Origin of the sequence: Streptomyces sp. NPDC002566 (assembly GCF_042889585.1) — a bacterium.
GTDB lineage: Bacteria > Actinomycetota > Actinomycetes > Streptomycetales > Streptomycetaceae > Streptomyces.
Map to the genome: position 1 here is coordinate 133,073 of NZ_JBIARD010000011.1, position 13,276 is coordinate 146,348.

10 protein-coding genes are annotated in these 13,276 nt (G+C 74.9%); 6 read left to right on the forward strand and 4 right to left on the reverse strand.

From position 1 onward, the window contains the following. Positions 1 to 144: 144 nt before the first annotated feature. Positions 145 to 552 (forward strand): ankyrin repeat domain-containing protein, encoded by a 408-nt coding sequence (locus ACFYXA_RS33145; RefSeq protein WP_351097404.1) that lies wholly within the window; start codon positions 145 to 147, stop codon positions 550 to 552. 310 nt (positions 553 to 862) lie between these two features. Continuing rightward, on the forward strand, positions 863 to 2,284 hold the full coding sequence (locus ACFYXA_RS33150) for a HEAT repeat domain-containing protein (protein WP_389039903.1): 1,422 nt from the start codon (positions 863 to 865) through the stop codon (positions 2,282 to 2,284). Between the two features lie 114 nt (positions 2,285 to 2,398). On the opposite strand, the gene ACFYXA_RS33155 is transcribed toward ACFYXA_RS33150, so the two are convergent. From ACFYXA_RS33155 to ACFYXA_RS33165, 3 genes are read right to left on the reverse strand one after another with little or no spacing between them, the layout of a single operon-like run. Further along, positions 2,399 to 3,298 (reverse strand): biotin-dependent carboxyltransferase family protein, encoded by a 900-nt coding sequence (locus ACFYXA_RS33155; protein ID WP_352252910.1) that lies wholly within the window; start codon positions 3,296 to 3,298, stop codon positions 2,399 to 2,401. Next, the gene (locus tag ACFYXA_RS33160; RefSeq protein ID WP_389039907.1) at positions 3,295 to 3,921 is read right to left on the reverse strand and encodes an allophanate hydrolase subunit 1; all 627 of its coding nucleotides are present in this window, start codon (positions 3,919 to 3,921) and stop codon (positions 3,295 to 3,297) included. The genes ACFYXA_RS33155 and ACFYXA_RS33160 overlap by 4 nt, the downstream gene beginning before the upstream one ends. Further along, positions 3,918 to 4,676 (reverse strand): LamB/YcsF family protein, encoded by a 759-nt coding sequence (locus tag ACFYXA_RS33165; RefSeq protein WP_389039910.1) that lies wholly within the window; start codon positions 4,674 to 4,676, stop codon positions 3,918 to 3,920. The genes ACFYXA_RS33160 and ACFYXA_RS33165 overlap by 4 nt, the downstream gene beginning before the upstream one ends. A 79-nt stretch (positions 4,677 to 4,755) precedes the next feature. Between ACFYXA_RS33165 and ACFYXA_RS33170 the strand changes: the two genes are divergently transcribed. The 4 genes from ACFYXA_RS33170 to ACFYXA_RS33185 all read left to right on the forward strand — a co-directional run bounded on the left by ACFYXA_RS33170 (position 4,756) and on the right by ACFYXA_RS33185 (position 12,705). After that, entirely contained in the window at positions 4,756 to 5,463 is a 708-nt protein-coding gene (locus ACFYXA_RS33170; RefSeq protein ID WP_352252914.1) for a GntR family transcriptional regulator, read from the forward strand. A 62-nt stretch (positions 5,464 to 5,525) separates the two neighbouring features. Next, positions 5,526 to 7,064 (forward strand): hypothetical protein, encoded by a 1,539-nt coding sequence (locus ACFYXA_RS33175; RefSeq protein ID WP_352252916.1) that lies wholly within the window; start codon positions 5,526 to 5,528, stop codon positions 7,062 to 7,064. A gap of 74 nt (positions 7,065 to 7,138) precedes the next feature. Continuing rightward, positions 7,139 to 8,017, forward strand: a complete 879-nt coding sequence (locus ACFYXA_RS33180) for a hypothetical protein (protein ID WP_352252918.1) — start codon at positions 7,139 to 7,141, stop codon at positions 8,015 to 8,017. Positions 8,018 to 8,085: 68 nt separating this feature from the next. Continuing rightward, positions 8,086 to 12,705: a hypothetical protein gene (locus tag ACFYXA_RS33185; RefSeq protein WP_389039916.1), complete on the forward strand. Its 4,620-nt coding sequence runs from the start codon at positions 8,086 to 8,088 to the stop codon at positions 12,703 to 12,705. An 11-nt stretch (positions 12,706 to 12,716) separates the two neighbouring features. Here the strand turns inward: ACFYXA_RS33185 and ACFYXA_RS33190 are convergent, their stop codons facing one another. Next, complete coding sequence (locus tag ACFYXA_RS33190; RefSeq protein WP_352252943.1) at positions 12,717 to 13,247, reverse strand: hypothetical protein; 531 nt, start codon at positions 13,245 to 13,247, stop codon at positions 12,717 to 12,719. Between the last annotated feature and the right edge of the window lie 29 nt (positions 13,248 to 13,276).

Sequence of the window (13,276 nt, forward strand, 5' to 3'; positions counted from 1 at the left end):
GAAGTCCCGAAGGGGTGCCTGAGCAGCGGAGTTGCGTCGAACGGGTCTCGCGCTGATCTTTGCCTCTCGCGCGGCCCGCCATGTGCCGGGCGAGCCAGTACCCTGGCGATTCACCTGAACGGCTGTGACGAGAGGCGGTCCGAGATGACCGAAGCCCCCGACCCCGAGGTCGTGGAGCTGGCGAGCAAGATCTTCGAGCTGGCCCGCCAGGGACAGACGGAGACGCTCGTGGCCTACGTCGACGCGGGCGTTCCGGCCAACCTCACCAACGACCGCGGCGACTCGCTCGTGATGCTCGCCGCGTACCACGGCCACGCCGAGGCGGTACGGGCCCTGCTGGCCCGCGGCGCCGAGGCCGACCGGATCAACGACCGAGGCCAGACCCCGCTCGCGGGAGCCGTCTTCAAGGGGGAGACGGAGGTCGTCAAGGCCCTCGTCGAAGCCGGCGCCGACCCGACCGCGGGCACCCCCTCGGCCGTCGACACGGCCAGGATGTTCGACCGGGCCGAGCTGCTCGAACTGTTCGGGGGGCACCGCACCGGCAGTCCCTGATCAGCCGGAACGAAGTTCCCGACCGGACAGGACGACGAACACGGGGGAGGCGGTACGAGGCCGCCGGAAATATCGGTCGCGGCAGGCAGAACAGCCGGGTCATCATGACGTCGTGATTCACGGACGCGACGGATGGGCAGGTGTTGCCGCACCGCGCGGGCCGTGACACGGTCCGCATGGGCCACCGACGAGAGGCAGAGAGAGATGGTCTACAACAAGCAAGAGACGGCGGGCGCCCCGACGTGTTGTCACGTGGCCAGGTAACGCGTGTTCCCCGGTTGCGTCGACGCTTGATGTGAGGCTGTTTCCCATGTTCGATCCGGTCATAGCGCCCAGCGGTACGCTGCTCGGCCTGCTGCAGCGGGGCCGCGGCGACGGCACGCTGCACGCGCTCACCGCGCCCCGCCGAGAGGCGCTCGCGGCCCTCAACCACTGTGTGCTGCGCGATCCCCGCCACGACTGGCAGGTGGAGAACCGCTCCCTCTACTACGCCCGGCTCTTCCTCGACCTCGGCGGCGAGCTGGACGAGATCGCGGCGCACCTCTTCGACGTCGAGGACGCCTTCGACACCGAGGAGTCCCGCACCGGCCTCGCCCTGGCCGTCCTCGGCCATCTCGCCTCCTACGGCAGGCGGGACGCCCTGGAACTGCTGCGCCGCTACGCAGCCTCGGGCTCCAACTGGGCCTGGGCCCTGGACGAACTCGCCCTGCGCGACGACGACGCCGGGCTGCGCGCCCTGGCCGCCCCGGTGCTCGCGCGGTTCGCCACCGACGCCGAGGGCGAGGCGGAACTGGCCGTCGCCGTACGCGACGCCTTCGAGCCGCGGCCGTGGCGGCTGTGGGCGGAGGACCCGCGCGAGTACGTCTCCACGCGGGTGCGTGCCGCACAGGAAGCCGGTTCCTTCGACCGGTGGCAGCGGCAGATGAGGCCCACCGGGCCCCGGCCCGGCTGGAGCGTCCAGGCCGTCTTCGACTGGGCCCAGCAGGGCCTGGACCGGGGTGCCGCGCTCCATGTCCCCGCGGCCCGATGTCTGGCCGCGGTGGCCGGCCCCGAGGACCGGCCGGAGATCGTGCGGGCCGCACGGGACGGCGGCGACGGCGCCCGGTGCACCGCCCTGCGCTATCTCGCCGACAGCGACGATCCCGGCGCCCTCGACCTGATCGAACGGGCCGTCGTGACGGGCTCGACGGCCGTGGTGGAGGCGGCCGTCGACGCCTTCGAACGCATGCGCGTGCCGGCCGCCGTGGACCGCGCCCGCGGCTGGGTCCACCGGCCCGACGCCCTCGGCGCCGCCGCCGGCCGTGTGCTCGCCTGCCGGGGCGGCGCCCACGACGGCGACCTCGTCCTCGGCGCCCTGCGCGAGGCCGTCCGCGGCGAGGGCTGCGACGCCCCGACCCTGTGGACCCTCGTCGACGGCGCCGGGCGGCTCGGCATCGCCTGCGCGGCCCCCGTGCTGCGGCACATCTACCGCGAGACCGCCTCGTCCCATCTGCGGGGCCGCTGCGCCCGCGCACTCGCCGCCACCGACCCCTCCTTCGCCGCGGGCTTCGCCGTCGAGTGCCTGTGGGACTGCGAGGAGACCACCCGCGAGATCGCCGCCCGGCACGCCGAGACCGGCGACGCCCGGGTCGTCGAACGGCTGCGCCGGCTCGCCGCCGACCCCGCCGAGGAGGCCGAGGTCCAGACGGCCGTACGCAGCAGGATCGGACCGGACGCGGCCTCGGCCATGTGACGAGGGCCCCGACGACAGGGCCCATCGGCGGACGTCCGTCCGCCGGGTGAACGGGCGGTGACCGGCAGGCCAGGCGGAGATGGACGCCGCCCGGCCCGCCGGTTGCTCGGCGCTCTACCGGGCCCCGGTCGTCCGGAGCGCGGTGAAGCGAGGGCGCACCGCCACGAAACGTGTCGGCGTCCCGGGCACCGCCTGCGCGGCACGGGCCAGATCGGGCCGGTGGACGACACCGATCACCGGGTAGCCCCCCGTGGTCGGATGGTCGGCCAGGAAGACCACGGGCCTGCCGTCCGGCGGCACCTGGACCGCCCCCAGCACCATGCCCTCGCTGGGAAGCTCCCCGGCCCTCGCGCGCTCCAGCGCCGGCCCCTCCGTGCGCAGCCCGATCCGGTTGCTCGACGCCGACACGCGGTACACGCGCGTGGTGAACGCGCGCACCGCCTCCGGGGTGAACCAGTCGTCGCGCGGGCCCGGCGTCACCCGCAGGACGAGCTCGGCCGGCGGCGCCGGCTGCGGGGCGACGTCCACGCGTGTGTACGGGGCGGGCGGCGGCCCCAGGGGCAGCACCGCGCCGTCCGTGAGGGGTGCGGGGCCCAGGCCCGACAGCAGGTCCGTCGAACGGCTGCCGAGGACGCGCTCCACGGTGACGCCGCCGCCCACGGCCAGGTAGCCGCGCACCCCGGCGAGGGCGCGCCCGACGTCCAGCAGCGCCCCGGACGGCACATGCACCGGCGCGCCCCAGGCGACGGGCCGGCCGTCCACCGTGACGGCCGAGGGCGCGCCGCCGACGGCCACCGTGACCGGGGAACGAGGGCGCACGGCGCAGCCGTCGAGCGTCGTCTCCAGCACGGCCGCCTCCGGCGGGTTGCCGACCAGCCGGTTGACGAGCGCCGCCGCCGGCGCGTCCAGCGCGCCCGAGCGGGGCACGCCCAGATGCGCGTATCCGGAACGGCCGCGGTCCTGAACGGTGGTGAGCGCCCCCGCGCGGACGACGGTGAGCGCGCGATCGGTCATACGGCGCCCCCCTGGCCCGCCGGGACGAAACGCACCCGTGTGCCCGGTGTGAGCAGCGCCGCGGGCACGCGCGTGTGGTCCCACAGCACCGCGTCCGTGGTGCCGATCAGCTGCCAGCCGCCCGGCGACGAGCGCGGGTACACGCCCGTGTACGGCCCGGCCAGTGCCACCGAGCCCGCAGGGACGGCCGTACGCGGAGTGGCCCGGCGCGGCACGTCGTAGCGCGCCGGCAGGCCGGTGAGATAGCCGAACCCGGGGGCGAAGCCGCAGAACGCGACCCGGAACTCGGTGGCGGCGTGGATCCGCGCCACCTCACGCTCCGGAACGCCCCAGTGGGCGGCCACGTCGGCCAGGTCGGGGCCGTCGTAGCGCACCGGCAGCTCGACCACCGCGCCCGAGCGCGGGGGGGCGGGCGGGACGGCCGCCGAGGTCAGTTCGCGGGCCCAGCGGACCGGGTCGGCCAGGCCGTCGAGGAGAACCGTGCGCGCCGCGGGGACGATCTCGCGGACGACGAGCGAGCCCTCCGCGCGGCGCCGCAGCAGCTCCGCGTGCAGGGCCTGGGCCTCCTCGCCCGAGGCCGCCTCGAGGAGCAGGGCGTCCACGCCGACGGCCAGCGCCCTCATGCGAACGCCTCCACCCGTACGCCCGTCTCCTCCAGCCGCCGCCTGACCCGCCGGGCCAGCTCCACCGCGCCGGGCGTGTCGCCGTGCACGCACAGGGAACGCGCGCGTACGTCGATGCGCGGCCCCGCCAGGGAGGCCACCGTGCCGGACCGGGCCAGCTCCACCGACCGCTCCACGACGGCGTCCGGGTCGGTGACCACGGCACCCGCGAGCCCGCGCGGCACCAGCGTGCCCTCCTCGGTGTAGGCGCGGTCCGCGAACGCCTCCGTGACGGCGGGCAGGCCCGCCCGCGCGGCGAGCTCCAGCAGGCGGGAGCCGGGCAGCCCCAGCACGGGCAGCGCGGAGCCGGCGAGGAGCAGACCGGCGACCACGGCCGCGGCCTGCTCCTCGTCGTGTACGACCCGGTTGTAGAGCGCGCCGTGCGGCTTGACGTACGCCACGCGCGCGCCCGCCGCCCGCGCGAAGACCTCCAGTGCGCCGATCTGGTAGGCCACCTCGGCGGTCAGTTCGGCCGGCGGCACGTCCATCGCGCGCCGCCCGAACCCGGCGAGGTCCCGGTAGGAGACCTGCGCGCCGATCGTCACGCCCCGCTCGGCGGCCAGCTCGCACACCCGCCGCATGGTGGGCGCGTCCCCGGCGTGGAAACCGCACGCCACGTTGGCGCTGGTGACCACGGACAGCAGGCCCTCGTCGTCGGTCAGCTGCCAGCGGCCGAAGCCCTCTCCGAGGTCGGCGTTCAGGTCGATGACGGTCATACCTTCGAAGCTAGAGGATCGTTCAACAATCCTTCAATACCCCTGTTGTTCCGCTCCCCCCTGCGATTGAATTCCGGGCATGGCAGAGCAGCTGGCGGGACTGGCCGACGACCGCGCCCTCCTGGGCCGCACCAGCACGGCCGAGCGGGTCGCGGACATCCTCAGGAGCCGCATCGCCGAGGGCTGCTTCCCGCCCGGCACCCGGCTGTCCGAGGACAGCGTCGGCGGAGCGCTCGGCGTCTCCCGCAACACGCTGCGCGAGGCGTTCCGCCTGCTCACCCATGAACGCCTCCTCGTCCACGAGCTGAACCGGGGCGTGTTCGTCCGCGTCCTGACCGTGGAGGACGTGGAGGACATCTACCGCACGCGCGCCCTCGTCGAGTGCGCCGTCGTGCGCGGTCTCGGGGAGCCGCCGTACACGCTGGACCGCCTGAGGGCGGCCGTCGCCGAGGGGGACGTCGCGGCCGCCGGGAACGACTGGAAAGGGCTGGGCACCGCCAACATCCACTTCCACCAGGAGCTGGTGGCGCTGGCAGGCAGCGCCCGCACGGACGAACTCATGCGCGGCGTCTTCGCCGAACTGCGGCTCGCCTTCCACGTCGTCGACGACCCGCACCGGCTGCACGAGCCGTACCTCGCGCGCAACCGGCAGATCCTCCGGGCGCTCGAATCCGGGGACAGGGGCGCGGCGGAGGAACTGCTCGTGGTCTACCTCCACGACTCGCTGCGGCGGATCGTGGAGGTGTACCGGCGCCGAGTGGGCGACGAGGGGCGAGCCGCCGGCTGAGCGCCCCTGACGGCATGCCGTCGTTTGGGTCGTTGTCAGACCGAGGACCTAGTCTGTGCACCGTGACTTCGCCTGCACCGACGGACTCGACGGACCGTGTTCCGCCCCAGCTCAGCGCGGGACCGCGCCCGGCGCCGGGCCCGGCCGCCGACGAGGGGCTGGCGCGGCGGCTGCGCGCGCTCGCCTGCACCGCCCCGATCCACGACCTCGACGCGCGCAAGGCGAACCTGGCCGGCGAGTACTCGGTGTACGGCATGGCGGAGATCGCCCTCGCAGCCATCGACCTCGTCACCCTCAACATGGACTTCGACACCGGCGCTGACCACGACCAGATCGTCGCCCGCCTCGTCCCGCGCGTGGCCGCGCAGGCCCCGCCCCGGCCCGCCGAGGAACACGAGCGCGTGGCCCGCTGGGTCCTGGAGAACCTGATCAACGTCGGCAGCGTCGACCGCGGCTTCCGCGCCGTGTACGGCACCTTCACGGCCGACGGCACCTATGTGCGCCGCGACTACGACTTCAAGCTGATCGAGGAGGTCCCCGGCTACGGCGGCGCGGTCTACCTCCGCACGACCGACGAGGCGGTCAACGTCCTGGTCGGCGCCCTCGACACCGACGTCACCAGCGCCCAGATCGCCGCCGAGGTCAAGCTGGAGGTCCTCATCCGGCGCGGCCGCCTCGCCGACGCCCAGCTCGCCGCCGAGCAGGCCCGCTACCGCACCGTGCAGTACTCCGAGACCCTGCGGAGGGCCCTGGAGGCGACCCGGCGCAACGTACGCGCGGTGGACTGGCTCCACACCGTCCCCGACATGATCGCCGAAGCCCTCGACCACGTGGCCGACCGCTACCGCCACGAGAACGCGATCCTCACCAACATCCGCAAGGCCCGTGACGAGATCGAGGACGCCGACAACAAGCGGCGGGCCGCCGAGCTCGTCGACATCGTCAAGGACTGCATCCGGCGGCACACCCAGCTCCAGTCCCGCCTGCTGGAGGCGGGCCCCCTCTTCCGCGCCGAGCAGGACCGGCAGGCCTTCGCCACACCGATGACCTCCTCCGGCACGGACCTCTACGGCCATCTCCTCGCCCCCCTGCTGCCGCTGCCCCTGGAAGAGGCCGTACGCGTCACCGACGCGTTCTTCGCCCGCGGCACCGGACTGCGCACGCCCGCGTCCGTGCGTGTGGGCGACCTGGTCGACCTGCTGCTGACGCCGCCGGTGGAGCGGGAGCACCTGGGCGCCGAGATGCCCGAACCCGACCTCATCGCCACGCCGGACGACAGCCGGTTCAGCGAGGAGCAGCTCGCCGCCGCCAGGGAGCTGCTCGACCTGCCCGCCGACGCGCCGCGCAGACTGTCGGGACTCCTGGCCGAGGCGCGGCGCACCGGCGACCTCGATCTGCCCTACTTGGTCGCGCTGTTGGCGGTGCACGCGGCGAGCCCCGCGGTCGGCACCGCCTACCGGCAGGGCGAGGAGAAGCTGCTGTTCGCCGTGGACGACGGCACCGAACTCGACGACCCCGAGTTCGGCGGGGCCGACCTGATAGTGGGCACGGCGCTGCTGGACGCGGCGGGCATGGCCGCCGACCGGACGGAAGCGGCATGAGCAGGGCCGAGCCCCGTACGCAGGGCCGGGAACCGTATGCACGAACAACACCAGCGCAGCAAGGAGCCGAGACCGTGACCGAGCACGTCGAGTGGAGCGAGACGGAAGCGCCCGCCCCGTCGGCGCCCGCCGCCGTCACCCCCGCCGACGCCGCCGACGCCGCTCGGCTCGTCGCCTTCGGACTGCAGCCCAAGACGCAGCCCGCGCGGGACCAGGAGTACACCGAACTGCTGCGGCGCTACCGGGAGGACCCGGCGTTCGCCCGGCTCGCCGACGCGGTGGCCACCGGGCTCGGGCTCGTCGTGCTGGAGGTGTCCCCGCGCGCGGGCATGGCCGTGACCGCGGCCGAGGACTCCGTGTTCGCGGTGCGGATGGGCGACTACGCGCGGCGGACGTCCGCCGACGGCTCGGACCGCTTCCTGCACGGGCTCGCCCATCTCGCCGTCGCCGCGATGGCCTTCCCGCGGCCCGAGGACCTCGCCGACGACGGTTACATCGGCCGCGTCAGCGTCAACGGCGTCGACGCCTTCGTCCGGCAGGCCTGCCGCCGGCTGGAGGAACGGGCGGCGGAAGCGGGCGAGAACACCGACCCGGCCACCGACGCGCCCGGCCTGGAGGCCGCCTGGCGGATCTGGGTGCGGCGCAGCGCCACCGGCGCCACCAAAGACGCCCGCCGGCTGGCGGGTTCGACGACCGGGATCGTCGGCAAGGCCGTCGCCTTCCTCACCGACTCCGGATTCCTCCAGCGCACCGGCGACGACAACGGCGGCACGTACCGCACCACCGCCCGCTACCAGCTCCAGGTGCGGGACATGGCCGGCAGCGCGGCCCTGGCCGAGCTGCTGGAGCTGGGCGTCGTCCCGATCACCGACGGCTCGCCGACGCTGCTGCCCGCCGAGGAGAGCGACGACCTGGAGCTGGTGGCCGACGCCGGACTGCCGTTCCACTCCTGAAACACCCTGGCCCCGAAACCCGGTGGCCCGCCCCCCACCGATCTGCCGAAGACCTACGAGAGTCCGCCATGTACGAGCTGTCCCGCGTCCGCCTCTACTCCATCGGGCCCGCAGGTGCGCGCTACGCCGACACCGTGCTCGACCTGAGGGGCGTGGGCGACGTCGTGCCCGAACCCGCCCCGACCCAGGCGGAGTTCTTCGAGGAGGAGCCCGTCGGGCCGCCCCGCCGGCCCGCGCCCGCCGGCGTGCTGTTCCTGGAGAACGGCGGCGGCAAGTCCGTCCTGCTCAAGCTGATCTTCTCGGTGATGCTCCCGGGCCACCGCAACACCCTCGGCGGCGCCAGCTCCGGCGTGCTGCGCAAGTTCCTGCTCGCCGACGACTGCGGGCACGTCGCGCTGGAGTGGCAGCACGTGCTGACCGGCGAGTGCGTCGTCGTCGGCAAGGTGAGCGAGTGGCGCGGCCGCCAGGTGTCCAACGACCCGCGCAAGTTCGCCGAGGCCTGGTACTCCTTCCGGCCCGGCCCCGGACTCACCCTGGACAACCTGCCCGTCGCCGAGTCCACCGCCGTGCGCCCGTCCGTCGAGGGGCAGTCGGGCGCGCAGGGACGCCGGCGCACCATGAAGGGGTTCCGGGACGCCCTCACCGACGCAGGCAAGGCGTACCCGCACCTGGAGGTGCACTGGGAGGAGATCCACGACCGGTGGATCGAACACCTCGGCGACCTCGGCCTCGACCCCGAACTCTTCCGCTACCAGCGGGAGATGAACGCCGACGAGGGCGAGGCCGCCGGCCTGTTCGCGGTCAAGAAGGACTCCGACTTCACCGACCTGCTGCTGCGGGCCGTCACCGACACCCGCGACACCGACGGCCTCGCCGACCTCGTCAGCGGCTTCGGCAACAAACTCGGCCGGCGCGCCGAACTGATCGCCGAACGGGACTTCACCGCCGGCTCGGTGGACCTCCTCGGGCGGATCGTCGAAGCCGCCGACGCGCGGACACGCGCCCGTGACGTCCACACCGGCGCCGAACGGCGCACCCGCACCCTGGCACGGCGACTGTCCGCGCGGGGCGTACGGGAGCGGACACGCGCCGCCGACCTCGCCCAGCGCGTCACCGCAGCCGCCTACGCCGTCACGCACTCCGAGGGCGCCCGCGAGCGCAGCGCCCTGATCGCCGCCGAACTGGCGTACCGGCACGCCTCGTTGGCGCTGGCCGGCGCCGAGAAGTCCGCCGCCGCGCAGAAACGCGAACTCGCCGACGCGCGCACCCTGCACTCCGCCTGGCAGGCCGCCGAGGCCGTCCTGCGCCACCGCGCCGCCGCCGACCGCGTCGCACGCGTGTCCGCCGCGATCCAGGAGGCCGAACGCGACGCCGCTCCCGCCCTCGCCGCCCGTGCTCGCGCCGCCGTCGACCTGGTCCGCGCCCTGCACGCCGCCGCCGAGAGCGCCGAAACCCTCGCCAACGAGGAGGAGGAGCGCTCCGCGGCCCTCCAGGAAGCCGGCGAGACCGCCTACCGGGACTCCACCTCCGCGGCCACCGAGGCCCAGCGCGCCCGCAGCGAGATCGGGCACCTGCGCCAGCGCCTCACCGAGGTCGAGCAGGAGACCGCCGAAGCCGTGCGCGCCGGCTGGCTGGACGACAGCGCCCCCGACGCCGACCCCGCACGCGCCGCCCTCGCCGCCAGCGACGCCGAGAAGACGACCGTCGCCGCCTGGGACACCGCCCGCGAGGAGGCCCGCAGGACCGCCGAGCACGCGCGCGAGGCCGCCTCCGCCGAGTCCCGCGCCGAACTGACCGCGGCCCGCGCGGCCGACGCCGCCACCGCCGCCCAGCGCTCCCACGACGCCGAACGCCGCCTCGCCGAGGCCCTGGCGGCCGAGGAACGCCTCGCGGAACTGCTGGGCGTCACCGGCGCCACCGAACGCCGCGCCATCCCGCAGCCGCGGTCGGGCGAGGAGCAGACCGCCACCGGACTCGCCCCGGAGGACCTGGACCGCTACGCCGACGAACTGCGCGAACTCCTCGACGACGCCGTCTCCTCCGCCGAACGCCAGCTCTTCGACCTGCGCACCGCCGCCGCCGACGACTCCCGCATCCTCGGCGCCCTCGGCGACGGCGGACTGCTGCCGCCCGGCCCCGACGTCCTGGCCACCGTGGAGTTCCTCGGCGAGCACGGCATCCCCGCCCTGCCCGGCTGGCGCTATCTCGCCCAGGCCGTCGACCCCGCCGACCACGCGCGTGTGCTCGCCGCCCGGCCCGAACTGGTCGACGGCGTGATCATCACCGACCCCGCCTCGCACGCCCGCGCCCGCGAGGCGCTCGGCGACGCCGCCCTGCTGCCCCGCTCCGCCGTCGCGGTCGGCACCGCCGCCGCCCTTCTCGCCCCCACCCCCGCGCCCGACGCCGACACCGGCCGCCAGGACGTGTTCCTCGTGCCGCCGAACCCGGCCATGCACGACGAGCACGCCGCCGACGAGGAACGGCAGGCGCTGCGCGCCCGGGCCACCGAGCGCGACGAGGAGATCCGCCGGCTCGCCGCCCGGCTCGGCAAGGACCGCGAACTCGCCGCACGCCTCACCTCCTGGCGCACCGGCTGCCCGGCCGGGCGGCTCACCGAACTGGCGCGGGCCGCGGAGGAGGCGCGCGCCTTCGCCGAGGAGTCCGAAGCCGAGCTGGCCGAGGCGCGGACCGCGCGCGCAGAGTCCGAGGAGGCCGCCGCCGAGGCCGCGCAGGTCCGCGACGAACGCCAGGAAGCCGCGCAGAAGGCCCGGCGCGCCGCCGACGCCCTCGCCGGACTCGCCTTCCGGCTGCGCGAACGCGCCGGCTGGCAGGTCAAACTGCGTGAACTCGCCGACGACGCCGCCGAGTCCGAGGCCCGCGCCCAGACCTGCCTGGAGCGCGCCCGTGCCGCCGACGAGGACCGCCGCGCCGCCCAGCGTGCCGCCGACGACGCCCGCCGCACCGCGCGTGCGCTGCGCGCCGAGCGCTCCGAGATCGCCGGCGCCCCCGACGACGTACCGGAGGACGCCGACGCGACGCCCAAGGCGTCCCTGCCCGCCCTGCGCGAGGCCTACCGGGCCGCCTCGCAGCTGTACGAGAAGGTCGGCGTCGGCGCCGACCTGCGCGCCGAGCAGGCCCGCGCGGAGAGCGACGAGAGCGCCGCACGTGCCGAACTGGACCGGCTGAGCAACAAGGTCCGCACGCGCGCGGAGCAGCTGCTCCAGTCGCCCGACGGCTCCGACGGGCCGTCCCGGCAGGCCGCCGCCGCCCGCGCCGAGGAGCTGGTGCAGCTCCTGGAGACCCGTATGTCGACCGCGAGCGAGCAGCTCGGACGGCTGCGCGGCGAGGCCGAGCGGCTCGCCCCCGAGGACGGCGAGGCCCACACCGAGCTGTCCGAGGAGCTCCAACCGCGCGACGCCGAGCACGCCCAGGCGCTGCTGCGCACCGCGACCGCCGAACTCTCCTCCCGGGTGGAGGCTTTGGACCAGGCCCGCGCGGCGCACGCCGAGCTGCTGGAGGCCCACCGGGCCGCCGAGGACGCGGCCGGCGGCTTCGACGAGATCGCCGCCATGCTGCGCGACCTGCTGCGCGAGCACACCCCCGAGGACGACCAGCAGACGCCCGAGCCCTACCCGGGCACCCTGGAGGAGGCCCGTCACTCCGCCGCCGAGACCCGCCGCTCCCTGCGCGGCTGCGCCGCCGACCTCTCGGCTGCCGAGTCCGCCGTGCGCGAGGCGAGCGACATCCTCGTCCGGCACGCCAACTCCACCCGCTACGAGCAGGTCCGCACCCCCGCCCGGCAGCAGATCCGCGAACTGCCCGCCGCCGCCCTGCCGGAGCACGCCAAGAAGTGGGCCGACGCGTTCGCGCCCCGACTGCGCGTCCTCACCGACGAGTTGGAGCAGCTGGAACGCAACCGCGACTCCATCGTGGACCGACTGCGGGGTCTGGTCGAGTCGGCGCTCGCCACGCTCCGCTCCGCCCAGCGGCTGTCCCGGCTGCCCGAGGGGCTCGGCGAGTGGTCAGGACAGGAGTTCCTGCGCATCCGCTTCGACGAGCCCGACCAGGCCACCCTCGTCGAGCGGCTCGGCGAGGTCATCGACGAGGCGACCCGCGCGGCCGTGAAGAAGAACTCCGACCTGCGGCGCGACGGCATGTCCCTGCTGCTGCGCGGAGTGGCCGCCGCGCTCCAGCCGAAGGGCGTCGCCGTCGAGATCCTCAAGCCGGACGCCGTGCTGCGGGCCGAGCGGGTGCCCGTCGGGCAGATGGGCGACGTCTTCTCCGGCGGCCAGCTGCTCACCGCCGCGATCGCGCTGTACTGCACGATGGCCGCGCTCCGGTCGAACGACCGGGGCCGGGACAAGCACCGGCACGCCGGCACGCTGTTCCTCGACAACCCCATCGGCCGCGCCAACGCGACCTATCTGCTGGAACTCCAGCGAGCCGTCTCCGACGCCCTCGGCGTCCAGCTGCTCTACACCACCGGCCTGTTCGACACGACGGCGCTGGCGGAGTTCCCGCTGGTCATCAGGCTGCGCAACGACGCCGACCTGAGGGCGGGACTGAAGTACATCAGCGTCGAGGAACACCTCCGCCCGGGCCTGCCCCAGCAGCCCCAGGCGGGGGAGGCGGTGCGCAGCGAGATCACCGCGACCCGCATGTACAAGCGGCCCGCCGCCACCGCCTGATCAGGTGCGGCTCAGGGGTGGGACAACTGTCCCGCCCCGCCGCGCCGCGTACGTATCCGCTCCTGACCTCGCTCGGTGCGCGCGGCGGCCCGCGCCTGCCGGCGCGCACGGCGGCGCTCCTGGCGCAGCGCCCGCGCGGTGCTGCTCGGCGCCGACACCACGCCGTAGCGCTGGTTCCACACCTGCCGCGTCACCCAGACGTCCAGCGCGCCCCATGTCGCCACCACCGTGCTCACCACGCTGCTGATCACCATGGGGAAGGCCAGCCAGGATCCGGCCATGGTGCACAGGAAGGCGACCATCGCCTGGAGCAGCGTCACAGCGATGATGATCACCGCCCGTACGGCGGCCGTACGGACCGGGTCGGGAAGACGACGCCGACGCGCCGGTTCCTCGACCCACAACGGCCGGTGGACGGGCCGCTCCCGCTGCTCGGCTCTCATGCCACCGCCGTCCGCTCTCCCGACGCCGATCCCAGCTCGCACAGAAGCACCGGACCGCGCCGTGTCCTCGCTTGCCGTGCGCCGCTCCGCCGTGCCCATCACCGTGTCACTCCCCACCGCCGGCAGAC

What these genes read in the sequence shown, in the direction of transcription:
- ACFYXA_RS33170 (WP_352252914.1), top strand. Translation starts at nt 4,756, where the DNA reads ATGGCAGAGCAGCTGGCGGGACTGGCCGACGACCGCGCCCTCCTGGGC.
- ACFYXA_RS33190 (WP_352252943.1), bottom strand. Translation starts at nt 13,247, where the DNA reads ATGGGCACGGCGGAGCGGCGCACGGCAAGCGAGGACACGGCGCGGTCC.
- ACFYXA_RS33185 (WP_389039916.1), top strand. Translation starts at nt 8,086, where the DNA reads ATGTACGAGCTGTCCCGCGTCCGCCTCTACTCCATCGGGCCCGCAGGT.
- ACFYXA_RS33165 (WP_389039910.1), bottom strand. Translation starts at nt 4,676, where the DNA reads ATGACCGTCATCGACCTGAACGCCGACCTCGGAGAGGGCTTCGGCCGC.
- ACFYXA_RS33160 (WP_389039907.1), bottom strand. Translation starts at nt 3,921, where the DNA reads ATGAGGGCGCTGGCCGTCGGCGTGGACGCCCTGCTCCTCGAGGCGGCC.
- ACFYXA_RS33155 (WP_352252910.1), bottom strand. Translation starts at nt 3,298, where the DNA reads ATGACCGATCGCGCGCTCACCGTCGTCCGCGCGGGGGCGCTCACCACC.
- ACFYXA_RS33150 (WP_389039903.1), top strand. Translation starts at nt 863, where the DNA reads ATGTTCGATCCGGTCATAGCGCCCAGCGGTACGCTGCTCGGCCTGCTG.
- ACFYXA_RS33145 (WP_351097404.1), top strand. Translation starts at nt 145, where the DNA reads ATGACCGAAGCCCCCGACCCCGAGGTCGTGGAGCTGGCGAGCAAGATC.